Source organism: Rhodococcus sp. IEGM 1409 (genome assembly GCF_030056735.1).
In the GTDB taxonomy this organism is placed as follows: Bacteria; Actinomycetota; Actinomycetes; order Mycobacteriales; family Mycobacteriaceae; genus Rhodococcus_F.
In genome coordinates this window covers 431608-456919 of sequence record NZ_JASHKN010000002.1, presented here as the reverse complement: position 1 = coordinate 456919, position 25312 = coordinate 431608, and the positions used below count along the sequence as shown (strand labels likewise).

The following is a 25312-nucleotide window of genomic DNA, read 5'->3' as shown; positions in this document are numbered from 1 at the left end:
CTTTTCGGTAGCAGTCACTACCAAAAAAGGCGCACAGGGGCGGAGCCCCTTACAGCATGCAGGAAACGCAGCCCTCGACCTCGGTGCCTTCGAGTGCCATCTGACGCAGACGGATGTAGTACAGCGTCTTGATGCCCTTACGCCACGCGTAGATCTGCGCCTTGTTGATGTCGCGTGTGGTGGCGGTGTCCTTGAAGAACAGCGTCAGAGACAGGCCCTGGTCGACGTGTTGCGTTGCGGCAGCATAGGTGTCGACGATCTTCTCGTACCCGATTTCGTAGGCATCCTGGTAGTACTCCAGGTTGTCGTTGGTCAGGTAGGGCGCCGGGTAGTAGACGCGACCGATCTTGCCTTCCTTGCGGATCTCGATCTTCGACGCCACCGGGTGGATGGAGCTGGTGGAGTAGTTGATGTACGAGATCGAGCCGGTCGGCGGGACGGCCTGAAGGTTCTGGTTGTAGATACCGTGCTTCTGGACCGAAGCCTTCAGCTCACGCCAGTCGTCCTGGGTGGGGATGTGCAGTTGCGCGTCGGCGAAGAGTCCGCGGACCTTGTCGGTTGCCGGCTCCCAGACCTGGTCGGTGTACTTGTCGAAGAACTCACCCGAGGCATACTTCGACTCCGGGAAACCCTTGAAGTACGAGCCGCGCTCGATGGCGATCTTGTTCGACGCACGCAAAGCATGGAAGAGCACCGTGTAGAAGTAGATGTTCGTGAAGTCGATGCCCTCTTCGCTGCCGTAGAAGATCCGCTCACGAGCGAGATATCCGTGCAGGTTCATCTGACCGAGGCCGATGGCGTGAGAGTCGTTGTTGCCCTGCTCGATCGACGGCACCGAGTAGATGTGCGTCTGGTCGGACACTGCCGTCAAACCGCGGATGGAGACCTCGATGGTCTTGGCGAAGTCAGGCGAGTCCATGGTCTTCGCAATGTTCAGCGAGCCCAGGTTGCACGAGATGTCCTTGCCGACCTTCGAGTAGGACAGGTCGTCGTTGAACTCGGACGGAGTGGAGACCTGCAGGATCTCGGAGCACAGGTTCGAGTGCGTGATCTTGCCTTCGATGGGGTTGGCCCGGTTCACCGTGTCCTCGAACATGATGTACGGGTAGCCCGACTCGAACTGCAATTCGGCGACGGTCTGGAAGAACTCACGAGCCTTGATCTTGGACTTGCGAATTCGCTTGTCGTCGACCATCTCGTAGTACTTCTCGGACACGTTGATGTCGGAGAACGGAACACCGTAGATGCGCTCGACGTCGTACGGCGAGAACAGGTACATGTCCTCGTTCTTCTTCGCCAGTTCGAAAGTGATGTCCGGGATCACGACACCGAGAGAGAGTGTCTTGATACGGATCTTCTCGTCGGCGTTCTCACGCTTGGTGTCGAGGAACCGGTAGATGTCGGGATGGTGCGCGTGCAGGTACACGGCTCCGGCACCCTGACGCGCGCCCAACTGGTTGGCGTAGGAGAACGAATCCTCGAGAAGCTTCATGATCGGGATGACACCCGAACTCTGGTTCTCGATCTTCTTGATCGGCGCGCCGTGCTCACGAACGTTGGTGAGCAGCAAGGCAACACCGCCACCGCGCTTGGAAAGCTGCAGTGCCGAGTTGATGGAGCGCCCGATGGACTCCATGTTGTCTTCGATGCGAAGCAGGAAGCAGGACACGGGCTCGCCGCGCTGCTTCTTGCCCGAGTTCAGGAACGTCGGGGTGGCGGGCTGGAAGCGTCCGGCGATGATCTCGTCGACGAGTTCGACGGCCAGGTCTTCGTTGCCTGCGGCCAGTGTGAGCGCAACCATGCAGACGCGATCTTCGAAACGCTCGAGGTAGCGCTTACCGTCGAAGGTTTTGAGCGTGTAGGAGGTGTAGTACTTGAACGCGCCCAGGAACGTCGGGAAGCGGAACTTCTTGGCGTACGCGTGATCGATCAGGAACTTCACGAAAGTACGTGAGTACTGATCGAGAACCTCGGGCTCGTAATAGTTTTCCTCGACGAGGTAGTCCAGCTTCTCGTCGAGGTTGTGGAAGAACACGGTGTTCTGGTTGACGTGCTGCAAGAAGTACTGACGGGCTGCGGCGACATCCATCTCGAACTGGATCTCACCGTTGGCGCCGTACAGGTTGAGCATGGCATTGAGTGCGTGGTAGTCGAGACCGTTGGTGGAATCACCGCCGCGTGCATCACGCTCTACGCTTCCTGCCGCGATCGTGTCAGTGATGGTTGGCGCCACTGCCCGTGCTCCTTCTCTGTTTCGAGATGATTCCAGAACTCCCCCAAGCCTTCTCGTACTCGGTCGACGTCCTCGGCAGTGCCCATGAGTTCGAACCGGTACAAAAAAGGAACGTGGCATTTCTGGGAAATGATGTTTCCTGCATAGCAAAAGGACTCACCGAAATTGGTGTTTCCCGCCGCGATCACTGCTTTGATCAACGACCTGTTGTGTGGATTGTTCAAAAAACGAATGACCGGCTTCGGCACATAACTGGTGTCGCGCCCTGTCACGGTGACCCCGCCACCATAGGTGGGCAGAATCAACACATAGGGCTCGTCTACGCGAAATGAGCCGTCACGGTCATGGATGGGTATACGTGTCGCAGGCAGGCCGAGACGTTGAACGAATCGGTGGGTGTTCTCCGACACGCTGGAAAAATAGACCAGCGAAGTCATCGGTTGTCACCATTTTCTTGTACGGTGCCCGGAACTACTCAGATGTGTCGGCGGAGGTATCCACCGCCGACACTGCGGCGCTTCAAGCAGCGACGGTCAGGGTCTTGATGCGATCGGGACGGAAGCCCGACCAGTGATCTTCACCGGCAACCACGATGGGCGCCTGGAGGTACCCGAGAGCCATGACGTAGTCGCGGGCTTCGGCATCCTCGGTGATGTCGATGATGTTGTATTCGAGACCGGCCTTGTCGAGGGCACGGTAGGTGGCATTGCACTGAACGCAAGCGGGCTTGGTGTAGACGGTGATGCTCATGAGAGTCCCTCTTTCGCTTAGCCAACAAAGGCCGATGTAGTGATGTTCAGCACCGATTCGACCGATTGCCGGAGTCTCGCTCGAGGCGTTCCGCGTTGTGGTCTCTCAGTGCTCAAGACACTACACCTAGTGGCCGACAGAAACACATAACGCGAGATGTTGTGAGTCACATCGTTGAAATTCCCAGGTCGCCCCAGTTCAGCGCACACATTTTCCGGCGCGTCGGCGTGTCACCCGTCACATTCGGATCTCATGCTCGGCAGCATCTGAAAACCGCGTCTCGGACCTACCATGAGCGTCGTGGAAACACCCCCGAAGGACGAAGCACCGCGCCACCAGGCAACAGTGACGAGAGCGCAGCAGGTGACACCGCTGATGCGCAGAATCACCTTCGGCGGTGCCGGCCTGAGCGACTTCGAGACGAGCGGAAGCCCCGACGAACGGGTGCTCGTCAGATTCCCTCTCGATCCCCCTCACGCCCGCAGTTACACGATCCGGCGCTGGCTGCCGTCGAAGAACGAACTGGAGATCGACTTCGTTCTCCACGGCCATGGCGGAGCCGCTCTCTGGGCCGAAAATGCGCAACCAGGCGAGGCCGTCCACCTCTCGACTGCCAGCGGATGGTTCGAGCCGCCGGCCGAGTGCGACTGGCTCCTACTCGTCGCCGACCACGCCGCTTTGCCGGCAGTCGGGCGAATCCTCGAAGAGGCCCCGGGCAGTCTGCCGATCCGCGTCATCGCACAGGTGCCCGAGCCGAGCGAACAACAGACGTTCACAACACGCGCCCACGCTCACTACCGATGGATCGACGAAGCGGACTCACTGCTCTCCGAGTTAGCCGGCACTCTCCTGCCTCCCGGCGAGGGCTACATCTGGTGCGCAGTCGAGGCCGCGACTGCCAGACGCATCCGCACCCATCTGCGTCGAACGTTGAAAATTCCGGCAACGCACATGCACGTGATGGGCTACTGGCGGGAGGACAAGCTGCGCTGGGGGCGTCGGTACGCCGCCGTCGCCGACCGCATCGATGCCGCGATGGGCGAAGCGATGATGGCCGGCAAGGATTTCGAGTCGATTCGCGACGCCGTCGACGACGCGATGGAACGCGAAGGGCTCTAGGGCACGAGGGCTTTTAGTGCACAAGTGGTTTCGTGCACATACGGGTGAGGGCCACGCCTTTCGGCATGGCCCTCAGCTGTGAAACGGATCAAGCGTTGACGAGCTGCTTGCTGGCGTCGACGAGGTCGGAGACGACCTTGGAGACCTGAGCGAGCACCTCTGCGTTCTCACGCGGGTGCAGCTCGCCGAACAGTGCGCCGGTTCCACCGATGCTCAGTGCGGTGTCCTCGACAACCTTGCCACCGGCGATGCCGACTGCCTTGGTGGTGTCTTCGTGTGCCCACTTGGCCCCGTTGCCGCTGGGCGAAGCGCTGATGACTGCGACAGCCTTGTCCTTGACTGCGCCGACGCCGTACGGACGCGAGATCCAGTCGATGGCGTTCTTCAGCACTGCGGGGATGGTGCCGTTGTACTCGGGAGTGACAAGCAGGAACGCGTCTGCGTTGCTCGCAGCGGAGCGCAGCGCGTCGACAGCGGGGATGGAAGCACCCTCGACGTCGATGTCTTCGTTGTAGAAGGGAACGTCGGCGAGGCCTTCGAAGACCGTCAGCGCAGCACCCTCGGGCGCGGCGGACACAGCAGTCTCGGCAAGCTGGCGATTGACGGATCCGGCGCGCAGGCTGCCGACGAGAACGAGAACATTGGTCTGTGACATAGCGAGTTTCCTTCGAGAGTGGTGCGGTTGGTGGCTCCGGTTGAAAGTTATATCAACTAAACGGACCGCGGTCCACTTACATTCCCCGGCCCTGTAACCTGATCCCGTGAGCGCAATCCCCCTCCCCCAGATCGGCGCCGCGCCGGTCGAGCGCGGTGACGCAGCACGTAACCGCGTGCTTCTGCTCGACGCAGCAGCCCTCCTCGTCGCCGAGCGCGGTGTCGACGCGGTGACGATGGATGCCGTCGCGTGCCGAGCCGGTGTGGGCAAGGGCACAGTTTTTCGGCGCTTCGGCAATCGATCGGGACTGATGCAGGCACTGCTCGATCACACGGAGCGAGAGTTGCAGCAGGCATTCATGTTCGGCCCCCCACCGCTGGGGCCAGGCGCACCGCCGATCGAGCGCCTCATCGCGTTCGGCCGCGCCCGGATCGCCATGGTGGAAGTACAGGGCGAAGTCCTCCGCGCCGCCGAGAACGCCCCCGAATATCGCTTCGGCGGTCCGGCACGAGCACTCGGCATCGCTCACGTCATCGGACTTCTTCGAGGAACCGGCGTCGAGGGCGACTTGGATCTGCTCGCTTCGGCGCTGCTGGCGCCACTCGAAGCGTCGCTTGTCCTTCATCAGGTCCGCGATCTCGGGATGACCACCGAGCGCCTGGCCGCCGGCTGGGAAGACCTTGCCCGGCGCGTTACTCGATGTTGACTCCCCAGATCCGTCCCACCACTTAATGTGAGCCCATGCGCATCGCTGCAGCCGTCATCGGCCTCTTGACCATCGCCGCGGTAAGCGGTTGCTCCGCTTCGTCCGACTCCCCCGAGGACAAGTCGGACCCCTCCGGGCGCGTCTTCATCTCGACCTCGGTCGACGGAACACCGATTCCCGGCGGCGGCCCACTGACTCTCGACTTCAGCCGAGCCGGTCGAGTGTCCGCGAGCGCCGGATGCAACACCGCGAACGGCTCGGTCGAGTTCACCGACGGCAAGCTGACCACCGGCACCATGGCGTCGACCATGATGGGCTGCCCTCCCGGTATCGCCGAATCCGACGCCTGGACAACAACATTGCTGACCGCCGCGCCGACGTGGAGCCTCGACGGCGACACCCTCACCCTTACCTCCGGCGATGCCACCGTCACCCTGCAGGACAAGAAAATCGTCACGCCGGATCAAGCGCTCCAGGGCACGACGTGGACCGTCACGTCGCTCGTCAGCCTCGACGCGATCAGTACGAGTCTGGCGCTGGAGACGTCAGCTCCCGAGCTCACGATTGCCGCAGACGGCTCGGTCAGCGGGACCACCGGATGCAATCGGATGACCGGAAGCGCCCAGGTATCCGACACCACAGTCACGTTCACGCCGATGGCAACCACTCGCATGGCCTGCCCCGAGGAGAACATGGACATCGAGCGTCAGATCCTGTCAGTGCTCGACGGTGAAGTGAGCTACACCATCGACGCCGACACGCTGACACTGCGCAAGCCCGACAACACCGGATTGATACTGACTGCGCAGGCCTGATCAGACGTTGCAGGCCTGATCAGACGTTGTCGAGTAGCCAGCGTCCCAACTCACGGGCGCTGGCATCGATCATCGCCGGCCAGTCCATGGCCGAATCGTCCGCGTGATCGCTGACGTGTTTGACGAGGCGGCAATTTGCACCTACAGCCTGCGCGGCGAATGCGATGGCAAAACCTTCCATGTCGACCAGATCGGCACGCTGAGCGAGGGCATCACGGGTCACGGCGTCGGCGATGAATGCGTCGCCGGTTGCCAATACCGAGTCGTCACCACCGTCGAGCAACAAGTGGTCGGCGACGTCGTGCCCCAGCGCTCGGATCGCGGTGCTGCTGATGTCGTGATTGATGACGACGCCGGGAACATAAAGACCGCCGTGGTGCGCGTGCAGCGCACCGGCTGTCCCGATATTGACGACCAGCGGCAGATTCTCGCGCTCGTACCGCGAGAGAGCGGAGGCGACTGCTGTTGCAGCACTGACCTTTCCGATCCCTGTGATCAGCAGTTCGTATCCTTGCGGCACATAGGCCGCTTCCGACTTCGTCGCACTGACCACCAGAACGTTGTTCGCACTCATGTGCGCGACCGTACCGCCCAGGTTGCGGTGGCACTGCACGCACCTGCTCACATCGCTAGAGTCCATTCATGGCCACACTGCGTGAAAGCATCATCGAAGAACTCGGCACAAAGCGCACAATCGACGCCGCGGCGGAGGTTCGCGCGCGAGTCCAGTTCCTGAAGGACTACGTGCGCTCGACCCCCGCCACAGGGTTCGTTCTGGGAATCAGCGGCGGTCAGGACAGCACGCTCGCCGGGGCTCTCGCCCAACGCGCGGTCACTGAACTTCGCGAAGAAGGCCACGAGGCCGAGTTCGTCGCTGTTCGACTCCCCTATGGCGCACAGGCCGACGAATCCGATGCTCAGATCGCACTCGGCTTCATCAAGCCGGACCGCTCGCTCACGGTCAACGTCAAGCCGGGCGCCGACGCCACAGCCCGTGAGGCCTCCGAGGCGTTGGGGAACGGCGAACTGCGTGACTTCGTCCGCGGCAACATCAAAGCGCGCGAACGAATGGTCATTCAGTACGCGATTGCCGGGCAGCTCGGCTACCTGGTGATCGGTACCGACCATGCTGCGGAAGCGATCACCGGCTTCTTCACGAAATTCGGTGACGGCGGCGTCGACATCACGCCGCTCACCGGTCTGAGCAAACGTCAGGGCGCTGCGCTCCTGCAGGAATTGGGCGCACCGGAGAGCACATGGCGCAAGGTTCCGACCGCCGACCTCGAGGACGACCGGCCCGCACTGCCCGACGAAGTTGCCCTGGGCGTCACGTACTCACAGATAGACGACTACCTCGAAGGAAAGGACGTTTCCACCGAGGTAGCCGAAAAGCTCGAGAAGATGTTCACCAACACTCGTCACAAGCGCACGGTGCCGGTCACACCCCTGGATAACTGGTGGCAGTAGCCCTTACCAGCGACTAGCTACCGAACAGGCCGCCGAAGACGTTGCCCAGCGAACCCGTTCCCGAGGATAAAAGCTATTCGAAGTGTGCAGTAAAATCAATCAGCCCATTTAAACCGAGCCGCTGAAATCCGACAATAAATCTGCCGCCGACAAAAGGCTACGCCGACAATCCTCGGACTAGCCTCCCGCGAAAGGCGGAAGAATATCGACAGCACAACCGGAGGGCCGAGTGACGTCGCGAGTCAACTCATCACCCACGAGGAAAGCCGAGACCGACAGCACTCGCTCCATCTCCGGTCCGTATTGCGCGACCAGTGCCGCCACCAACTCGGCAAGTGTGTTGTCGGGCGAGAGAGCGACTACCTCGCTGCGACAACCGGACACATCCGCTGCAGCAGCAAAGTATCGAACCGAGATCGAATGCGAATCAGCCACCAATCGCTCCCATACTTCTTTCCGGCGGAACGAAGTCCGCGGCGTCGATGCCGTGCCCTGCCCACTTGTTCCACATCGCACCGCGCCACAAATCCGCAAGTTCATCATCACTTGCTCCCGACCTGAGCGCCGAACGCAAATCGACCTCGCGGTCACTGAACAAACATGACCGAATTGTCCCTTCGGCGGTCATTCGGGTCCGATCACATTCACTGCAGAACGAGCGGGTCACGGAAGCGATGATTCCCACCGTCATCGAGGTCCCATTGACACGCCATTCTTCAGCTGGAGCCGACGGGTCTTCGCGGCCGATTGCTTCCAATTCGAAACGACCACTCAATACGGACAACAATTCAGCCGCGGTCACCATATTCTCGCGGGCCCATGCATGATCTGCATCCAGAGGCATTTGCTCGATGAAACGCAATTCGACGCCGGAATCGAGGCACCACTGCAAGAGGTCCGCCGCGCCGTGGAGCGTTTCACGCATGAGAACCGCATTTATCTTCAGCGGTGCGAGCCCGGCCACCGCAGCTGCTCGAATTCCCGCGAGAACGGACGGCAACCTGTCTCTACGTGTCAATTCTGCGAAATGGGCGCGATCAACCGAATCCAGGGAAACATTGACGCGGGTCAGACCCGCTGCGGCCAACTTCGCAGCACGGTGTTCGAGCCCAACAGCGTTGGTAGTCATGGCAAGTGGAACACCTGGCACGCGAGTAGCACACCCGGCAATGATTTTTTCGAGGTCGCTGCGCATCAGTGGTTCCCCGCCGGTGAACCTCACTTCACGAATACCGACTCGTTCGACGCCGATTCCGACCACTCGAATGATCTCGTCAGCGCTCAGAAGATCTTCCGTGGCGATGGCCGGGAGGCCTTCCTCCGGCATGCAGTACGTACAACGAAGTGAACACTTCTCGGTGATCGACACTCGCAGATCTCGGGCAACACGCCCGAACCTGTCGACCAGGAGATCGGTCTCGGGACGGCCGGTGAGGGCGGCAGCGTCAAACCGCACGGTGGGAATTCCCATAGAGACCACTGTCATCACTTCACCAACTTCCGTATTGCTCCAGTATGACCGAAAGCCGTACTCCGTGTGTCGGACGGGCCACACCGCCTAGGATCAAAACATGTCGAGGTTGTCGAGGTTACTGTCATGAGCGCGCGTTCGGTCGAGGAACACGCGTCGCACATCTCCGAATTGCTCTCGGGCCTGCACACCCTCTCTCCGTCGGAGGTTCCGACGGCAGAAGCGTTGGGGCGCATAACTTGCTCTGATATCGCATCGCCGGTAGACCTTCCACTCTTTCGTAACTCTCAGATGGACGGATATGCGGTCGACGCCGCCTCGGTGGCGTCGGTTCCCACCACACTGACGGTTCGAGGTGTGATTGCCGCCGGTAGCGGAAAACCACCGAAACACCTTCCAGGGTCGGCATTTCGCATCATGACCGGTGCGCCGCTTCCCGAGGGTGCCGACGCCGTCGTTCCCGTCGAGGACACTACGGGCGTCACCGAACACGTCGTCACCATCGAACGGGGCAGATCTGCAGGCGAATTCATTCGCGAACGCGGTAGTGACATCACTGCCGGAATGCTACTGGTCACGGCGGGAACGCACTTGGAACCTCGCCATATCGCTGCGCTGAGCGCCGTGGGGTTGGCCTCACTCGACACGTACACGAGGCCACGGGTCGCCGTCATCACGACGGGCGCCGAACTCAAGAGTGCTGGAACAACTCTCGAACCCGGTCAGATCTACGATTCCAACGGTGCAGCTTTGGCAACATTGGCCGAAGCCAACGGAGCCGATGTCGTATCCGTCGCCCGAAGCAGTGACGATCCGGCTGAGTTCCGCGAATTGCTCTCGTACGCAACCTCGGTCGCCGATCTGGTTTTCACCTCCGGCGGAGTGTCGATGGGCGACTTCGAAGTGGTGAAGGAAACCCTCACACCCTTGGGTGCGCAATTCGGCCACGTCGCAATGCAACCAGGTGGCCCACAGGGCACCGCCGTGGTGAACGAAGTGCCCGTGCTGAGCTTCCCGGGTAACCCGGTCAGCACGATGGTCTCGTTCGAGGTCTTCGCACGCGGGGAACTGCGCCGCGCGGCGGGCCTGCCCGACATCCCTCGCGAGCGACTCCCGTTGACTGCGCCATTGCGTTCGGTGGAAGGCAAGCGGCAGTTCTTGCGTGCGCGCAAAACTCCGGGCGGAATCGAACTCGTGGCAGGACCGGGTTCACACCTCGTCGCAGCGATGGCGTGGGCCGATGTCCTGATCGACATCCCCGCTGCCGTGACCGAACTCGGCGCGGGCGATCTCGTCGATGTGATTCCACTCTCGACAACCTCGATCTGATTCGAAGGACACTCATGACCGAATTGACACACGTCGACAGCGAAGGCCGCGCACGCATGGTCGACGTCAGCGCCAAGGCCGAGACAACGCGTATCGCCGTCGCTGCCGGCGAACTCGTCACGACCGCCGAGGTTGTTCGCCTCGTCCGCGCCGACGGCATGCCCAAGGCCGATGTCCTCACCACCGCGCGCATCGCCGGAATCGCCGGCGCAAAGAAGACCTCCGAGCTGATTCCGTTGTGTCATCAGCTCGCACTTTCGTCGGTCAAGGTGGAATTCGGATTCACCGAAACCTCGATCACCGTCGAAGCGACGGCAAAGACTCGAGGACAGACCGGCGTCGAGATGGAAGCGCTCACCGCCGTCGCGGTGGCCGGACTGACCTTGCACGACATGGTCAAAGCGGTCGATCCCGGAGCCACCATGAACGGTGTGCGTCTGCTCACCAAAGACGGTGGTAAACAAGGACATTGGACCCGCGACGCTCAGAACGCCCCAGCCTCTCCGGCGCACGTCTTCACCTCGGCACGGTCGGCAACCGTCCTCGTCGCTTCCACCGGCGGCGCCAACGGAACCAGACCCGACACCACCGGGCCGACGATCGCGGCCTGGCTACGCGAGCGGAACTTCGAGGTGCGAGGACCGCTCGTGTACGCCGACGCAGACATCGCAACGGGCATAGCGGACGCGAAGGAGGGCTCCCCGTCGCTTGTCATCAGTACCGGCGGCACCGGCGCTTCCCCCACGGATGCAACCCCGGAAGCTACCCGCTCAGTCTTGACCCGTGAGTTGCCCGGGGTCGCAGAAGCGATCCGAACCAAGGGCCTCGAGAAGACCCCGCACGCATCGCTGAGCCGTGGTGTGGCAGGTCTCACAGGTACGACGGTCGTCGTCAATCTTCCGGGTTCTCCCGGCGGAGTGAAGGACGGTCTCGCCGTCCTCGAACCCATCATCGATCACCTGCTCGCGCAGGTCGCAGGCGGAGGAGCACACGATGAGTGAGCTACTGGCTCGGATCTCCGAACAACCGATTCACGCAGACACCGTCGACGCCGCCGTTGCCGGCCCGAAGAACGGTGCTGTTGTGGTTTTCACCGGGACGGTGCGCAATCACGATGGAGGTCAAGCGGTTTCAGCATTGGAGTACCAAGCGCACCCGGATGCCGAACGCTTCCTCCAGACGTGCTGCCAAGAGGTTGCAGCCTCGACCGGCCTACCGGTTGCCGCGATTCATCGCGTCGGGCATCTCGAGATCGGCGACCTCGCACTGGTCGCCGCCGTCGCCGCGCCACATCGCGCGGAGGCGTTTGCCGCATGCGCCGAACTGGTCGAACGCATCAAGCACGAGGTACCGATCTGGAAGCGGCAACACTTCGCAAACGGCGTCTCCGAATGGGTCGGGTTGTAGGTCGAACGCTCCGGGAAGGTAGAGTTGCGATCACTAGGTGCCCGAAATCGGGCATCCAGCGTCGTAGAACGCAAAATTTCTTGCTGAGTGCTCAATGCACCCGCTCTTCTTACGGCGAAGAAGCCTGCCGACCGGCAGCGCCGCCACCACTGTGCTTGATTGTTCGACCGGTTAATTCCCGTGTCGGCATCCGGGCACGAACACGTGCCCGAAAGGCTCTGAACACACTTGTCTGACATCTCTACGCCCGCTACCACCTTCGCAGCCCTCGGTGTGCGCGCACCGCTGGTGAAAGCTCTCGAAGACGGCGGAATCACTTCTCCGTTCCCGATCCAGATCGACACCCTCCCCGACACTCTCTCGGGTCGCGACGTACTGGGCCGCGGAAAGACCGGAAGCGGAAAGACCCTCGCGTTCTCCATCCCCATGGTCTCTCGCCTCGCCGGCGAACTGTCCGGCGGCAAGCGTCGCCCGGGTCGACCGCTCGGCTTGGTGCTCGCACCCACGCGTGAGCTCGCCACCCAGATCACCGCAACCCTCGAACCGTTGGCCGCCGCATACGACTTGCGCGTGACCACGATCTTCGGCGGCGTCTCGCAGCACCGCCAGGTTCAGGCCCTCAAGGCCGGAGTCGACATCGTCGTCGCCTGCCCCGGTCGCCTCGAAGACCTCATGAAGCAGAAGTTCGTCAGCCTCGACGCTGTCGAGATCACCGTGCTCGACGAGGCCGACCACATGGCCGACCTCGGCTTCCTGCCCGTCGTCACCCGCATCCTCTCGTCCACGCCGCAGGACGGCCAGCGCCTGCTGTTCTCGGCAACGCTGGACAACGGCGTCGACAAGCTCGTCAAGCGTTTCCTCAAGAACGAGGTCATGCATTCGGTCGACGAGGCCAACTCCCCCGTCGCCGCGATGACGCACCACGTATTCGACGTCGACGGCGTCGAAGCCAAGAAGGCTCTGGTCGAGAAGCTCGCTTCCGGTACCGGCCGTCGCATCCTGTTCATGCGCACCAAGCACCAGGCTCGCAAGTTAGCTCGCCAGCTCACCGAGTCGGGGATCCCGTCCGTCGACCTGCACGGCAACCTCTCGCAGGCCGCTCGCGACCGTAACCTGGCAGCTTTCTCCGCCGGTGATGCGCGCGTCCTCGTCGCCACCGACGTCGCAGCGCGCGGTGTCCACGTCGACGATGTCGAGTTGGTCGTTCACGTCGATCCCCCGGCCGAACACAAGGCTTACCTGCACCGCAGTGGTCGCACCGCTCGCGCAGGCAGCGCCGGCGACGTGGTCACAGTGGTCTTGCCCGAGCAGCGTAAGGATCTCGCGATCCTCATGCGCAAGGCAGCCATCAAGGTGACCCCGGTTCGTTCGACTGCCAACTCCGAGCATGTCGTCAAGTTGGTCGGCAACATCGCAGCGCACGTCACTCCGGCTCCGACGGCTCCGGCCCAGCCGAACGGTGGACGCGGACAGCGCCCCGCCGGCCAGGGTGGACGCGGCGGCGCAGCACGTACAGGTCAAGCTCGCTCCGGACAGGGCGGTCAATCACGCGGTGCACGCGCCGGCGGCGCTACCCGTCAGGAACATGCCGGCGGCGGCGCTCGCCGTCCCCGCACCGGCGGCGGCGCTCGCACTGCGGGCTCCACCGGTGGGCGTCCCACGCGCTAGGTCGTCCCGCGCGCTAGGCCGCCCAGGCACAATTCAATAGGTTTCGTAGTGGACAGCGTCGGCCAATGGCCGGCGCTGTCGCCATCCGAAGCGCTCGAGATCCGGAACCTGTTGGAATTGAGTCACCTTCCCGACGCAGAGCCAGGCGATGGGGCGAACGGGCGAGGGAATGCCCATGAGTTCGGTGAGGTACTTCTCGTCGTAGAACGAGACCCAGCCGATGCCGATCTCCTCGGCGACCGCGGCGAGCCACAGATTCTGAATCGCGAGTACTGCCGAGAACAGTCCGGTGTCGTCGACGGTGTGGCGGCCGAGGATGTTCGGGCCACCGCGTGACGGGTCGTAAGTGACGACAATGCCGGTACCGCTCTCGGCGATTCCCTCGATCTTGACGGGGTCGAACGTCGGGCGGCGATCCTCGGGCAAAGACTGCGCGAAATTCAGCCGGGCATCGGCGACGTGTGCCGCGAAGGTGTTGAGCGTCTCCGGATTACGAACGACGACAAAATCCCACGGTTGCGTGTTTCCCACGCTCGGCGCGCGATGGGCGGCGTCGAGAATTCGCATCAGAGTTTCGTCCGGGATGATCTCTCCCGAGAACTCGGCGCGAACGTCTCGTCGTCGCCGAATCGCTTCGTACACGGATACCGCTGATTCACTCACGCTCCGACGGTATAGCGGTGCAATCCCAGCATGGCGTCGGGGTGCGGTTCGACCGTTTTTTCGCGCACGCAGCTGCGGAGGGCGCTGCCTACCGCTCCCGGATCCATCCCGGTACCGATCACGACCAGTTGCGTAGTTCGAGGTTCGCCCGACTTCCATCGCAGCGGGGTGATCCGGACATGATCACCCACCGATTGGATCTCGAATTTTCCGGTGTACCCCGGAATCTCGAAGTTCACGAATCCCTTGATGCGGTAAACACCCGACGACTGATTCTCGAGAAAATGCGTCAGAGCCCTGGCATCGAGTGGCGTCTCCGATATGAAATCGACCGACTCGTAGCGATGGTGCAGATGATCGTGGTGACAGGAGCCGTCCTCGTGATCGTGGTCGTGTCCGTCGCGCAGGAGCTCGTCGAGGCTCAGTTGATCACCCGGAGCGGGAGGGGTCACCTCACCGGAATCGAACAACAGAGCGGGGTCTATCCGCGAGTGCGACGTTTCCACTATCGGCGCTCGCGGATTCAACTCACGAATTCCGGCCGTGAATCGCTCGCGCTCGGCAACGGGAACGCTGTCGATCTTGTTGACTACCACAAGGTCTGCCAGGCGGACATGTTGATCGAGTTCGGGATGTTCGCTGCGAACGGTGGAGAAATTGGCTCCGTCGACCATGACCACCAGGCCGCCGTAGACGACGGACGGGTTCTCACTCCCGAGGACGAGACGAATCATGTTCCGCGGCTCGGCAAGCCCGCTGGCCTCGACGACGATCACGTCGATCCCGGATTGCCGGTGCGCCAACTTGTTCAGCATCTCGTCCATGTCGGAGACGTCGACAGCGCAGCACAAACAGCCGTTGCTGAGCGTGACCATCGAATCGACCTGACCGGCGACCATCATCGAATCGATGTTGACGGAGCCGAAGTCGTTGACGATCACGCCGATGCGTACGCCGTCGTTGTTACGCAGAAGATGGTTGAGCAGCGTCGTCTTGCCCGAACCGAGAAACCCTGCGACGACTATTACGGGAATCTGCTTCTTCGCCACCACACAACCTTCCGAAACCACACGTACCGATCAGTGATCGTAGTGGAGCGTGGCTTCGGAAGGTTCAAGCTGACAGCAGGCTCACACCGTGCAGAGTGGGCGGATGTCCGAAGTCCCCTCGGTGGTCGGTGACGTCAAGATCGTGCACGCGTTGTATCCACGGGATTCGGCGACCCGGCGGATCTCACTCCAGCCTGCGGCGTCGACGACCGGCGACCGTGAGAGCACAAACCCGGAAAGCCTGAGCGGATCACCGACCAGGGCCCACGAATAGTCGTCGGCAATGTAGGTGACGATGTAGTTGGGCGGACCGTCCAAGCCGTCCTGTGTGGGCACCCCGGGAAAGCTCACATGCAACTGTGCACCCGTTGCCGCGTCGGTAACTCGGGCATTCCCGACGATCTCGTTGGCCTGGCCGGTCCACGTCGTGCACGTGTTCTTCACACTCACGTTCGTGGAATCGACAATCCCGTAACTTGCCCGTGTGTCCTTGGCGCACGCGAGGTTGAAGGGCTGAGGAATCGCCGCTACCTGGTTCCACTCACCGACGTAGCGGGCGGCATCCAGACTCGCCACCGGTTGTAGCGGCTCCCACAACGGTCCCGCCTGCGCGGTGCCCGAGAACATCGACACTGCAGTCCACAATCCCGCGATCACGATCGCGCTTCGCCCCGACCACTTCATGTCACTCCTCCTCGTTCACGCACCGGTTGGCACACCGGTGCGCGCAACGCCCGACCGGCGATGCTTCAACAAAGCATTCGGAGCTATTGGCCCGATGGATTGGCCAAGTATGTAAAACTACTTTTGGTTTGTTATGGACCCATCTTACAAACCTTATGTAGTCTTTGCTCGAGGATAGCTAATGGTCGGACGGAGCTACTGTGATGAAGGTTGTCGACTTAGGTCTCGAGCGCACGCGCTACGCAGTCATCGACGAGACGATCGAGTCGAGGTGGCGCCGAGTCGCCTCGATGCAGCACGACACCGTTGCCGTCGTGACTCCGCGCGACCGGATCACTTTTGCCGAACTCGAACTCCGGACCGACGCATTGGTCCGCGAACTTCGCCTACGTGGGTCACACGGGGCTTGCCCGGTTGCGGTCGATCTCGAACCAACCGCCGAGTCGGTGCCCGCCATCCTCGCTACTCTGATTTCCGGTCTGCCCTTGGTCATGATCGACCCACAACTTCCCGAGGCCCGGCGAGCGCACATCATGAACACCTCGGGTGCCGTCGCGCTGCAATCGATACTCGACGAATCGGCCGCAACGGGCTTCCGTTTCGACAACGTGCTCGAACCGACCAGTTCCGACCCTGCCATGATCGCGTTCACGTCCGGGACCAGTGGAGCGCCCAAGGGAGTCGTGCTGAGCCACTCCATGTGCCTCAACAAAGCCGACGAACTTGCCGCAGCAATCGACCTGCGACCCGACGATCACATCGGGAACCTCTTGCCCGTCAGTTTCGGAGCCGGAATCACGGCCCTGATCATGGGACTGATGAACGGAGTCACGGTCTTCTGCTGGGATCCACGCATTGACGGAGTCTCGGGAATCGACGACTGGCTGATCGAGAACTCGATCACGACCGCGCACTGCGCACCGTCATTTCTGCGAGCATGGTCGGGTCTGGAATCCATTGAAGCAACAGATAATTCGCTCGGATCGCTGCGGGTCGTCGTGACGTACGGGGAACCAGTTCACGGCGAGGACTACGCGCGCCATCGCAGTCACGGCTTTGCTCGCGTCACTTACGTCAACTGGCTGGCCACCACTGAGACCGGCGTCGTCGCATACAACGCGTTCCCGCCGCATTCCGAACTACCCGCCGGAGTGGTGCCGGCCGGACGTGCTCGCGATGGCAAGGACGTACAGATCGTCGATGTGAACGGTGTGCCTCTCCCCGACGGCGAGATCGGCGAGATCCAGGTTGTCTCCAGCGATCTTGCCGATGGATACCACGGCGACCCGGATAGCACTGAAACACGATTCACGCGTCTCGGCGACGGAGTCAGTATCTACCGGACCGGTGACCGGGGCCGCATCGACGAACGCGGCGAACTACAACTGCGGGGACGCGTCGACGACGCCGTCAAGATTCGGGGCTACCTGGTAGAACCGATGGAAGTCGAGTCGCACCTTCGTCGAATTCCCGGCGTCGCCGATGTTTTCGTGGCTGCCGTACGCGAGAACGATCGACCGGAGATTGTCGCCTACGTGGTCCCGACCAAAGCAGTGACGGCACGGTCGGGCGCCGAGATGCGGCGCGAATTGGCGAAATACCTGCCGGCCTGGATGCTTCCCCGACATTTTGTCCTCATGGCAGATTTGCCCCGCAACGCAAGGGGAAAGGTCGACCGAACAACGTTGCCGTCCGTCACGGTGAGGTCCACTCCCCCAACTCTCGCCGGGCCCGCCGAGTTGTGGTTGTCCTCGATCTGGGAGTCGATTCTCGGCATCGATTCCATCGACCGTGAGGACGACTTCTTCGAGCTCGGCGGCGACTCCCTTGCTTCGACCGAGCTGGTGGCCAAGATTCACGACATGTTCAAGGTCCGAATCACGGCGGCGGAGTTCGCGACCGCGAGCACCGTCAAAGACCTTGCAGCGCTGATCGATCGGTGCACCACCGATCCCAACGATCGCGTCTCTCACAACACGATGGTTCCGCTGAAGCTCGAAGGGGCCGGGCGGCCGCTGTTCATCATGAACGGTGCAGGGTGCCCCTCGACGACACTGTCCACCTTGTCGAATGCGCTCCACACCGATCGCCCGGTCTACGCACTTCAGCCACACGGCTTCGAATCTCGCGGACTGCCCGATCGGTCGGTAGAGGCAAGCGCTCGCCGTTTCATATTCGAAATCAAGAAGATTCAGCCCACCGGCCCGTACCTCCTCGCCGGCTACTCCTACGGCGGCTACGTGGCGCTAGAGATGGCGTCACAGCTGTCCGAGTCCGGTGACGCTGTCGAGCACGTCACCGTTATCGACACCAGAATCCCCACCGAGACTGCCGCACGACTAGCCGACCGAGCGGGCATCAGTTTGGATCCGTCGATCGTCGACCTCGCACCACAACCATCCACCAATACTCGATGGAAGCCGACCAGACGCACCGTCGCGGCGATGTGGATCCGCACGCTGTTCGCCGGCATTCTGCAGTACCCACCAGCCACCCAGTGGACAGTGTTCCTCTACATCGGGGGCCAGGCGCTCCGGAAGCATCGGATGCGAGCGTGCGCTGCGCCCGTCACCGTGATCCGCGGAGCCACCAACAACCGTGGACCTGAGATCTGGTCACTCATTGCCACTGGCTCGCTCGATTTCGACGACGTCGACGCGTGCCACGAAGACGTCGTTCGTCAACCGTACGTCCGCAAGACTGCGGCGATCATCGACCGGATCTGTGATCGAGCGTGACCAGCGCTGCTCATGTCCAGCTGTAGAAGAGGGAACGGCGCGGGGTGACAGCCCAGTCGGTCGTCGACGAACAGACTCTTTCCTTCACGAACGCACCCACCCTGCCTGCGATGAACATGCCCGTTGCGTCGTCGACACGAGTGGTCCGCTGGAACACACCTCGCCGCCTCCCGAGACTGATGCACCGGCCGGCGAACTTCGGAACCACCGGACGCGGCGCGGAACCGTCGAGTCGATGCAGGATCGTTTCTGCCGCATGAACTCCCAAGGGGATCGCGGCCTGGCAACTCATCCTCAATGACAGATCACCGGCCGCGACCGCATCACCCGCACCGACGATGTTGGGATAGGACGGGCATTCGAGTCGGTCGTCGAGTTTCAGGCGACCGAGATCATCGACGGCAAGACCACTTCGGCGCGCCAGCTCGGGGACGCCGAACTCCGTCGCGAGAATCGTGCATTCGGCCTCAACCCGTATGCCTCCCGCTAGCTCGCAAGACGCATCATCGATCCGAGTCACCCGCGATTCGGTGACAATATCGACCCCAAGATCGGTCAATGTTCTGACAATTGCCGATCGCGCGCGCTCCGAAAGGTCCGGAGCCACAATTCCGCCGGTCACCAAAGTGATTCGGCTGCTTCGCTGCTCAGCCAGTTCTGCGGCAGTCTCGATCCCGGTGAGACCGCCGCCGACAACACAGACCGCAGCCTTCTCCTCGAGAGTCGCCAGCCTGGATTCGAGGCGTACCGCGTCCTCGAATCCGGAAACGCTGAACCCGTGCTCCGCCGCCCCGGCGATCGTGCTGGGTAACTGCCCACTTCCGACTGCGTAGACCAGATAGTCGTAGTCGAGCACGCTGCCGTCGTCGAGGGTGAGCCTGCCTACCGCCGCCTGGATCGTCGTCACCTCTCCGAAGACTCGGTGTGCCGTACGCGGTAGCGCCCTGTCGAACGAGACCGTCGCGTCGTAGCCAGCCGCGATCACCTGATGGAGCCTGATTCTTTGCACGAAGTGTTGGCGCGGATTCACGACCGTGACCACGACGTCCGACCAAGTTCTCAGCAGCCGCTTCGCTGCCATGGCGCCCGCATATCCTGCGCCGATTATCACCACATGTGCGCGCATGGTTCCCCATTTCCGCCGATGGTCTCCGTACCGAGAATGCACGGGCTGATCAGGCCTCACAGCGGACGGTATTGAGCGTTCACCCCTGAGTGTTATGGCAGTCGACACATTCACGCAGAACTGTGCTTCATACAACAAAAGCACGAAACAACAAATGCTCTGCACCGATTGGTGCAGAGCATTTGTTCGGGTGGAGCTAAGGGGACTCGAACCCCTGACCCCCACACTGCCAGTGTGGTGCGCTACCAGCTGCGCCATAGCCCCGTATTCAATTAACTCTAACAGTTGAACTCGCAGCGGCTTTTCTGCTTTCCGCTTGCTCGAAGAAAGTTACACCACTTGACTCCTGGGCAACAAATCGCCTGCTCAGTGACCATCCGGTGCGGACGCCTGCTCACTGTGTCCGCACCTCTTCGATCATTCGTAGACGCTACCTGGGCTGATCAACTGAGTGATCGGCGTGAGCAGAGCCGACGAGGTTGGTGCTCTCCCCACTGACGTCGGAGTTAACCATGACAACAAGGGTCATGTCCTTCTCCGGGAGGTACACAGCGACAGTCTTGTATCCGGGCAAGCTCCCGTTGTGACCGATCCACCCGTTGATGTTGAAGATGCCGAGTCCGTAACCGGATCCGTCCTTGCCCTCTTCGAGCGAGACCGTTCGCAGGCGTTCGCGCTGCGTCTCAGGTTTCAGCAATGACCCTTTGGCCACCGCAGGCACCCAGATCTTCATGTCCGCGAGGTTCGACGTCATCGCTCCCCCTGAACGTGCGGACTCGGGAACTCGTTCGATACGGGCAACACCGTGTGCGACATACCCAACGGGTCGGTCACCTTCGACTTGATCACCTCACGCAGAGGTTTGTCGGTTACCCTTTCCACCACCAAACCGAGCAGCACGGTAACCAGGGCACTTCAGCCATGGCGCGCAATGTCTTCGACAACGGCGAGAAGAGTCCGGACCGGAACGCCAGTTCCGCCCATTCCGTTGTACCCCCACGGCTTTACGATGTTGTAGGCCGGACCGTCGATGTCGACATGTGCCCACTGAACCGATGACGTGACGAACTCTCGCAGAAATAATCCTGCAACGAGCATGCCCCCTTCACGTTGTGGGGCAATGTTTTTGATATCTGCTACGTCGGATTCGAGAACCTCACACAGTTCCTCGGGCAAGGGCATCGCCCACGCGTGCTCCCCGACTTCGAGGCCAATTGCTGCTACCCGATCGCGGAAGTCGGTGGTCCCCATCACCCCCGACGTTCGGCTTCCGAGTGCGACGGTCTGCGCACCGGTCAGGGTGGCAACATCGATGAGGTAGTCCGGCTCGTCTTCGCAAGCGCGCGCGATCGCGTCGGCAAGCACGAGTCGCCCTTCGGCGTCGGTATCGACGACTTCGACGGTCGTGCCGCCGTACTGAGTCACGACGTCACCTGGACGTTGTGCCGAGCCCGACGGCATGTTCTCCGCCATCGGAGCGTAGGCGATCACATTGACCGGAACAGCAAGTTCAGCGGCAAGCATGCACGTGAACAGGACAGCTGCGGCGCCGGCCATGTCGGAAGTCATGTGTTCCATCCCGACTGCCGCTTTGATCGAGATTCCGCCGGTGTCGAACGTAATTCCTTTGCCGACCAGTGCAACCGTCGGTGCTTCGGCGACGGCACACGAGTAGTGCGCGCGGACCAGTCTGGGCGGTCTGATCGAGCCTTGTCCCACGCCGAGAATCCCACCGAATCCCCCTCTGCAAAGATCTGATTCGTCGAGAACGTGCACGACGACGCCTGACCCTTGGGCACAATCCTGGATGCGCCGCGCAAACTCCGCGGGGTACAGGAAGTTTGGCGGAGTGTTGACCAGCTGACGGACCGAGGTCACCGCGTCGATGAGGGCCACCGATCGGCGGAGCACGCTGAGAAGACTCTCGCACAACGGAGTTCTCACCACGAGGTGGATCGTCGACAACCGACCGCTGCTAACCCTGTCGGATCGATACGACTTGTGAGCGTCGAACGAAAACGCACCGAGCGCCAGACCTTCAGCAGTGGCGGCCAGATCGAGCAGGGACATCGTGCACACCACGGATTCGACTCCGTTCAGTGTGCGCGCGGCAGCACCCGCAGACCTGCGTATCTGCTCGTCGTCGACGGCAAATTCCTTCCCTAGGCCCACGGCCACCACACTGCGTACACCTGTCTCCGAGGGTGCTGGGATTCTCGTGACCTCTTCAGGTTTCCCGGTAGCGCCGACAGCCGACAAGAGGGCAGCCAACTCGGCGGCGGTCCGCGCGTCGACAGCTATTGCTGGGCCGGCAATCACCGGCCCGGCCGGATCCTGGTAGATCGCGACAATCAGCACCTCCGCCGGGTGATTGACCCGATCGGTCAATGCAAGGACAGACCCATCGCGCAAGGTCAGCATCTTGCGCCCCCTGACGTGCGCGATCGTCGAAGCGCCCGTCCCGTTAGTTCGCCAGTTGGTATGCCTTCGGACAGCACGGGCTTTCCGTTGACCAGAACGTGTCGCATGCCGGCTGCATACACGGCGGGGTTGTCGTACGTCGCTCGATCCTCGACGCGATCGGAATCGAAGATTGCGAGATCTGCGAACGCCCCTGGGGCCAGATACCCGCGATTGGCCAGACCAAAGTTCTCGGCGGGCAGGGACGTCATACGACGAACACATTCTTCGATCGTTTGCCCACCGTCACCGCGGCTGTACCGACTGAGGATTCGAGCGAACGTGCCGAACGAGCGGGGATGAACTGCTTGCCCGGAGAAGAGCTCACCCGTACTCTGCGCATCGGCGTCCGATCCGACGGAAACCCACGGTCGCTCGAAAGCTGCGCGGGTGTTCTCTTCCGTAGCAATGAAGTACGCGGCCTCGGCGGCAGGTAGAGCGTCGAGAACTGCCAACACAGATTCGACGGGGTCCGAATGCTCGAGCCTTCGTGCGATCGAAGCCACAGTTTCACCGGCGTGGATGCCCAGGGACGGTACGGGCGACAAGATCGTCACCCCCTCGGCACCGCCGGAGGCAGCGAAGAGGTTCTCCCAGTCTTCGTCCTCGTGGGACATTCTGTATCGAATTTCGGCTCGATCACCGGTCGAGGCGAGGTGCGCGCGTAGTTTCCCACTGTCGTTGCTGCGATACTCAGGTGGTAGCGACGCCGATAGAAGCGTGTTTCCGGCCTCGTACGGATAAATGTCTGCGGTGATTCGCACTCCGTCGGCTCGGGCTGAATCGACCAACTCGAGCGCCCGAGACATCTTGTACCAGTGCGCCCTCCCGGCGACCTTGAGATGGTAGATCTCTGCACGAGCACCCGTTGTGCGAGCGATATCGATCAATTCTTCGACACTTTCCAGAAATCGAAGTCCCTCGCTGCGAAGGTGACTGATATGGACTGCATCGTACTTGGCGAGTACGCGGGAAAATGCTCGTAGTTCCTCGGTATCGGCGTAACTCCCTGGCGGATAGATCAATGCGGAACCCACACCGAGAGCTCCACTTTCGAGCTCCTCGTCGAGCAGTGCACAGGCAGCGGCCAACTCCGCATCGGTCAGTGGGCGCTCGTCGTTCCCCGCGACCGCCATGCGCAGATTTGCCGCACCGACGAAGCTCCCGACATTGAATCCGACGCCCTTCATTGCCAAGGCATCGAGAAAATGGTGCAACCTCGTCCAATGTGACTGCACTCCTGAGGGAATCGCACCCAGACCGAGCATTGCCGGAGTCATGACACCCGTCACCGGGCCGAGCGAGACACCTTCGCCGAAGATTTGGGTGGTCACCCCCTGGTAGAGATCCGAGAGCCCCCGAGGATCTTGTTGCAACGTGAAATAGCTGTGGCTGAGCACATTCACGAATCCAGGGGCAACCATGCACCCTCGAGCATCGATCTCGATTGCTCCGGGTACTTCCCCGACCACACCGACTTCCACGATCGTGTCACCCGAGATCGCTACATCCACCTGTCTTGGTGGGCTCCCCAATCCATCCAGCACAGTTCCATTTCGCACGATGATGCTCGGCGTCATCATGATCTCCTTCGATGCGGTGAGGTGATCACGAGGGCACAACGCCCATTGTGACGACCGGAGCCGGGAGCGGGTTCGCAGCGCTCCCTTCCGTGCTGAACAGAAGCACGACGGCGTCAGCACGCACCAACGTCTCCGCCCGCCTTACCGGATCGATCAACATGCTCCTGGCCCCGGCGAGAGTCGCTGCACCGCAGGGCCCTGCGTCGATCCCCAGCTCGGCAAATCGACCTACGCCGGCAACCGACTCGTCCTCGGTCACAGTCACGGCGGCATCGACCCCGGCGAAGAGCGACGGCCACGCCACCGCTGACGGGGTGCCGCAGTTCAGGCCGGCCATGATCGTGTCGGTGGTCGGCACCGACACGCTTCGCCCGGAGTGAAGCGATGCGACCAGCGCAGGCGCGCGCTCCGCTTCCACGGTGAGTATCACTGGCGGGTGTGGAATCGAGCGGTAATGCCTCACCGCGGCCTGCGCCAGCGAGCCGACCCCGACGGGGACGACCACCAGGTCGAGACGGTCGATTCCCGCCCCGAGTAGCTGTTCGTCAGCTTCCGCGAAGAGCGTCGAATATCCCTCGACGATCCAGCGTGGCACCTCTTCGTATCCAGGCCAAGCCGTGTCCTGGATCAGAACGGCACGCGATCCCTCACATTGCGCGGATTCCGATGCAGCCGCGACTAGTTCGTCGTAAGACGTGTCCATCTCCACCGTTTCCGCGCCTTCCTCCGCGATTGCGTCCTTGGCAGCAACTGTCAAGGACGCCGGATAAAAGATCCGAGCGGGTAGACCGAGGTCACGAGCAACATGAGCCACCGCACGTCCGTGATTTCCATCCGTCGCGGCAACAAGTCGCACTGATTCGTCTACCAGTCGATCTCGCAACTCGCGCAAGGGCAGTGCCTCGTCGGCGTATCCGAATCGCTTCGACAATGCCCTCGATATTGCATAGGAAGCACCGAGGATCTTGAAAGCTGGGAGTCCAAGCCTCGAGGATTCGTCTTTGACGAAGACCTTACTCACGTTCAATTCATCTGCCAGAGGCGAGATTTCGACGAGTGGCGTCGGAATGTAACCGGGCAGACCGCGATGAAAGGTGTGGGCGTCACTGCCCAACTGCGTAGTTTGCCATGAGCGTGCGCCGGGGTTCGTGTACCAGGACGGATCTTCAGTTGCAGTCATGAGTTCCATACTTTCGGGGAGTTCGATGAATGAAAAGCGCAAATATCCGTCGAAACGAGTTCGTCGAAGTCGACGGATCCACTACGCCGTCAATCACATCCACTTGGTCAAGCTCCGCAGGCCCGGCGACGCCGTCTGCGCGTTCACCGTGATCAGTCCCAGAATGTCTTCGACGTTCCCGAGTCGATGCGCGACTGTGCGATCAGAAG

At 61.6% G+C, this 25312-nt stretch carries 23 protein-coding genes, 1 tRNA gene and 1 pseudogene; 9 read left to right on the top strand and 16 right to left on the bottom strand.

Annotated features, from left to right (window positions below):
• Positions 1-49: 49 nt before the first annotated feature.
• The 3 genes from nrdE to nrdH form a co-directional block, all read right to left on the bottom strand.
• The gene (gene nrdE, locus QM716_RS08115; protein ID WP_502941981.1) at positions 50-2233 is read right to left on the bottom strand and encodes a class 1b ribonucleoside-diphosphate reductase subunit alpha; all 2184 of its coding nucleotides are present in this window, start codon (positions 2231-2233) and stop codon (positions 50-52) included.
• Positions 2191-2670, bottom strand: a complete 480-nt coding sequence (nrdI, locus tag QM716_RS08110; RefSeq protein WP_283303674.1) for a class Ib ribonucleoside-diphosphate reductase assembly flavoprotein NrdI — start codon at positions 2668-2670, stop codon at positions 2191-2193. The genes nrdE and nrdI overlap by 43 nt, the downstream gene beginning before the upstream one ends.
• A gap of 82 nt (positions 2671-2752) precedes the next feature.
• Entirely contained in the window at positions 2753-2983 is a 231-nt protein-coding gene (gene nrdH / locus QM716_RS08105; protein WP_019747886.1) for a glutaredoxin-like protein NrdH, read from the bottom strand.
• A 291-nt stretch (positions 2984-3274) separates the two neighbouring features.
• Between nrdH and QM716_RS08100 the strand changes: the two genes are divergently transcribed.
• Positions 3275-4102 (top strand): siderophore-interacting protein, encoded by an 828-nt coding sequence (locus QM716_RS08100; protein WP_283303673.1) that lies wholly within the window; start codon positions 3275-3277, stop codon positions 4100-4102.
• 88 nt (positions 4103-4190) lie between these two features.
• On the opposite strand, the gene QM716_RS08095 is transcribed toward QM716_RS08100, so the two are convergent.
• On the bottom strand, positions 4191-4757 hold the full coding sequence (locus QM716_RS08095) for an NAD(P)H-dependent oxidoreductase (protein ID WP_283303672.1): 567 nt from the start codon (positions 4755-4757) through the stop codon (positions 4191-4193).
• Positions 4758-4863: 106 nt separating this feature from the next.
• Here QM716_RS08095 and QM716_RS08090 point away from each other — a divergent pair, with 106 nt between their 5' ends.
• Together QM716_RS08090 and QM716_RS08085 are read left to right on the top strand one after the other, a co-directional pair.
• Complete coding sequence (locus QM716_RS08090; protein WP_283303671.1) at positions 4864-5463, top strand: TetR/AcrR family transcriptional regulator; 600 nt, start codon at positions 4864-4866, stop codon at positions 5461-5463.
• 35 nt (positions 5464-5498) lie between these two features.
• On the top strand, positions 5499-6278 hold the full coding sequence (locus tag QM716_RS08085; RefSeq protein WP_283303670.1) for an META domain-containing protein: 780 nt from the start codon (positions 5499-5501) through the stop codon (positions 6276-6278).
• Positions 6279-6297: 19 nt separating this feature from the next.
• Here the strand turns inward: QM716_RS08085 and QM716_RS08080 are convergent, their stop codons facing one another.
• Entirely contained in the window at positions 6298-6852 is a 555-nt protein-coding gene (locus tag QM716_RS08080) for a nucleosidase (protein WP_283303669.1), read from the bottom strand.
• 68 nt (positions 6853-6920) lie between these two features.
• Between QM716_RS08080 and nadE the strand changes: the two genes are divergently transcribed.
• Positions 6921-7745, top strand: a complete 825-nt coding sequence (gene nadE / locus QM716_RS08075; protein WP_283303668.1) for an NAD(+) synthase — start codon at positions 6921-6923, stop codon at positions 7743-7745.
• A gap of 177 nt (positions 7746-7922) precedes the next feature.
• Here nadE and QM716_RS08070 read toward each other — a convergent pair whose 3' ends face one another.
• A complete protein-coding gene (locus QM716_RS08070) occupies positions 7923-8180 on the bottom strand; it encodes a MoaD/ThiS family protein (protein ID WP_283303667.1) in 258 nt (85 codons plus the stop codon).
• On the bottom strand, positions 8173-9231 hold the full coding sequence (moaA, locus tag QM716_RS08065) for a GTP 3',8-cyclase MoaA (protein WP_283303666.1): 1059 nt from the start codon (positions 9229-9231) through the stop codon (positions 8173-8175). Before moaA ends, QM716_RS08070 begins: the two co-directional genes overlap by 8 nt.
• A 111-nt stretch (positions 9232-9342) precedes the next feature.
• Between moaA and QM716_RS08060 the strand changes: the two genes are divergently transcribed.
• The 4 genes from QM716_RS08060 to QM716_RS08045 all read left to right on the top strand — a co-directional run bounded on the left by QM716_RS08060 (position 9343) and on the right by QM716_RS08045 (position 13620).
• Complete coding sequence (locus QM716_RS08060; RefSeq protein ID WP_283303665.1) at positions 9343-10545, top strand: molybdopterin molybdotransferase MoeA; 1203 nt, start codon at positions 9343-9345, stop codon at positions 10543-10545.
• Positions 10546-10559: 14 nt separating this feature from the next.
• A complete protein-coding gene (moaCB, locus tag QM716_RS08055) occupies positions 10560-11546 on the top strand; it encodes a bifunctional molybdenum cofactor biosynthesis protein MoaC/MoaB (RefSeq protein WP_283303664.1) in 987 nt (328 codons plus the stop codon).
• Positions 11539-11952 (top strand): molybdenum cofactor biosynthesis protein MoaE, encoded by a 414-nt coding sequence (locus QM716_RS08050; protein WP_007731311.1) that lies wholly within the window; start codon positions 11539-11541, stop codon positions 11950-11952. The genes moaCB and QM716_RS08050 overlap by 8 nt, the downstream gene beginning before the upstream one ends.
• A 228-nt stretch (positions 11953-12180) precedes the next feature.
• A complete protein-coding gene (locus QM716_RS08045; RefSeq protein ID WP_283303663.1) occupies positions 12181-13620 on the top strand; it encodes a DEAD/DEAH box helicase in 1440 nt (479 codons plus the stop codon).
• A 33-nt stretch (positions 13621-13653) separates the two neighbouring features.
• Here the strand turns inward: QM716_RS08045 and bluB are convergent, their stop codons facing one another.
• The 3 genes from bluB to QM716_RS08030 all read right to left on the bottom strand — a co-directional run bounded on the left by bluB (position 13654) and on the right by QM716_RS08030 (position 16016).
• Positions 13654-14283, bottom strand: coding sequence for a 5,6-dimethylbenzimidazole synthase (gene bluB / locus QM716_RS08040; protein WP_283303662.1), 630 nt, complete (start codon positions 14281-14283; stop codon positions 13654-13656).
• Positions 14280-15332: a CobW family GTP-binding protein gene (locus QM716_RS08035; RefSeq protein WP_283303661.1), complete on the bottom strand. Its 1053-nt coding sequence runs from the start codon at positions 15330-15332 to the stop codon at positions 14280-14282. Before QM716_RS08035 ends, bluB begins: the two co-directional genes overlap by 4 nt.
• A gap of 81 nt (positions 15333-15413) precedes the next feature.
• On the bottom strand, positions 15414-16016 hold the full coding sequence (locus QM716_RS08030) for a lipocalin family protein (protein WP_283303660.1): 603 nt from the start codon (positions 16014-16016) through the stop codon (positions 15414-15416).
• A gap of 203 nt (positions 16017-16219) precedes the next feature.
• Between QM716_RS08030 and QM716_RS08025 the strand changes: the two genes are divergently transcribed.
• Positions 16220-18754, top strand: a complete 2535-nt coding sequence (locus QM716_RS08025; protein ID WP_283303659.1) for an alpha/beta fold hydrolase — start codon at positions 16220-16222, stop codon at positions 18752-18754.
• A 10-nt stretch (positions 18755-18764) separates the two neighbouring features.
• On the opposite strand, the gene QM716_RS08020 is transcribed toward QM716_RS08025, so the two are convergent.
• The 6 genes and pseudogenes from QM716_RS08020 to QM716_RS07995 form a co-directional block, all read right to left on the bottom strand.
• Complete coding sequence (locus QM716_RS08020; RefSeq protein WP_283303658.1) at positions 18765-19880, bottom strand: NAD(P)/FAD-dependent oxidoreductase; 1116 nt, start codon at positions 19878-19880, stop codon at positions 18765-18767.
• Between the two features lie 191 nt (positions 19881-20071).
• Positions 20072-20144: transfer RNA gene (locus tag QM716_RS08015), tRNA-Ala, on the bottom strand.
• Between the two features lie 166 nt (positions 20145-20310).
• Positions 20311-20729, bottom strand: a pseudogene (locus QM716_RS08010) (serine hydrolase).
• Positions 20730-20795: 66 nt separating this feature from the next.
• Entirely contained in the window at positions 20796-22301 is a 1506-nt protein-coding gene (locus QM716_RS08005) for a leucyl aminopeptidase (RefSeq protein WP_283303657.1), read from the bottom strand.
• The gene (locus QM716_RS08000; protein ID WP_283303656.1) at positions 22295-23920 is read right to left on the bottom strand and encodes an N-acyl-D-amino-acid deacylase family protein; all 1626 of its coding nucleotides are present in this window, start codon (positions 23918-23920) and stop codon (positions 22295-22297) included. Before QM716_RS08000 ends, QM716_RS08005 begins: the two co-directional genes overlap by 7 nt.
• Positions 23921-23948: 28 nt before the next feature.
• Entirely contained in the window at positions 23949-25103 is a 1155-nt protein-coding gene (locus QM716_RS07995) for a diaminopropionate ammonia-lyase (protein ID WP_283303655.1), read from the bottom strand.
• Positions 25104-25312: the final 209 nt, after the last annotated feature.

Bases quoted from the DNA above. Each gene is read 5' to 3' on its own strand.
- nrdI (WP_283303674.1), bottom strand. From the start codon at position 2,670: ATGACTTCGCTGGTCTATTTTTCCAGCGTGTCGGAGAACACCCACCGA.
- nrdH (WP_019747886.1), bottom strand. From the start codon at position 2,983: ATGAGCATCACCGTCTACACCAAGCCCGCTTGCGTTCAGTGCAATGCC.
- QM716_RS08100 (WP_283303673.1), top strand. From the start codon at position 3,275: ATGAGCGTCGTGGAAACACCCCCGAAGGACGAAGCACCGCGCCACCAG.
- QM716_RS08095 (WP_283303672.1), bottom strand. From the start codon at position 4,757: ATGTCACAGACCAATGTTCTCGTTCTCGTCGGCAGCCTGCGCGCCGGA.
- QM716_RS08085 (WP_283303670.1), top strand. From the start codon at position 5,499: ATGCGCATCGCTGCAGCCGTCATCGGCCTCTTGACCATCGCCGCGGTA.
- QM716_RS08080 (WP_283303669.1), bottom strand. From the start codon at position 6,852: ATGAGTGCGAACAACGTTCTGGTGGTCAGTGCGACGAAGTCGGAAGCG.
- nadE (WP_283303668.1), top strand. From the start codon at position 6,921: ATGGCCACACTGCGTGAAAGCATCATCGAAGAACTCGGCACAAAGCGC.
- moaA (WP_283303666.1), bottom strand. From the start codon at position 9,231: ATGACAGTGGTCTCTATGGGAATTCCCACCGTGCGGTTTGACGCTGCC.
- QM716_RS08060 (WP_283303665.1), top strand. From the start codon at position 9,343: ATGAGCGCGCGTTCGGTCGAGGAACACGCGTCGCACATCTCCGAATTG.
- moaCB (WP_283303664.1), top strand. From the start codon at position 10,560: ATGACCGAATTGACACACGTCGACAGCGAAGGCCGCGCACGCATGGTC.
- QM716_RS08050 (WP_007731311.1), top strand. From the start codon at position 11,539: ATGAGTGAGCTACTGGCTCGGATCTCCGAACAACCGATTCACGCAGAC.
- QM716_RS08030 (WP_283303660.1), bottom strand. From the start codon at position 16,016: ATGAAGTGGTCGGGGCGAAGCGCGATCGTGATCGCGGGATTGTGGACT.
- QM716_RS08025 (WP_283303659.1), top strand. From the start codon at position 16,220: ATGAAGGTTGTCGACTTAGGTCTCGAGCGCACGCGCTACGCAGTCATC.
- QM716_RS08020 (WP_283303658.1), bottom strand. From the start codon at position 19,880: ATGCGCGCACATGTGGTGATAATCGGCGCAGGATATGCGGGCGCCATG.
- QM716_RS08005 (WP_283303657.1), bottom strand. From the start codon at position 22,301: ATGCTGACCTTGCGCGATGGGTCTGTCCTTGCATTGACCGATCGGGTC.
- QM716_RS08000 (WP_283303656.1), bottom strand. From the start codon at position 23,920: ATGACGCCGAGCATCATCGTGCGAAATGGAACTGTGCTGGATGGATTG.
- QM716_RS07995 (WP_283303655.1), bottom strand. From the start codon at position 25,103: ATGACTGCAACTGAAGATCCGTCCTGGTACACGAACCCCGGCGCACGC.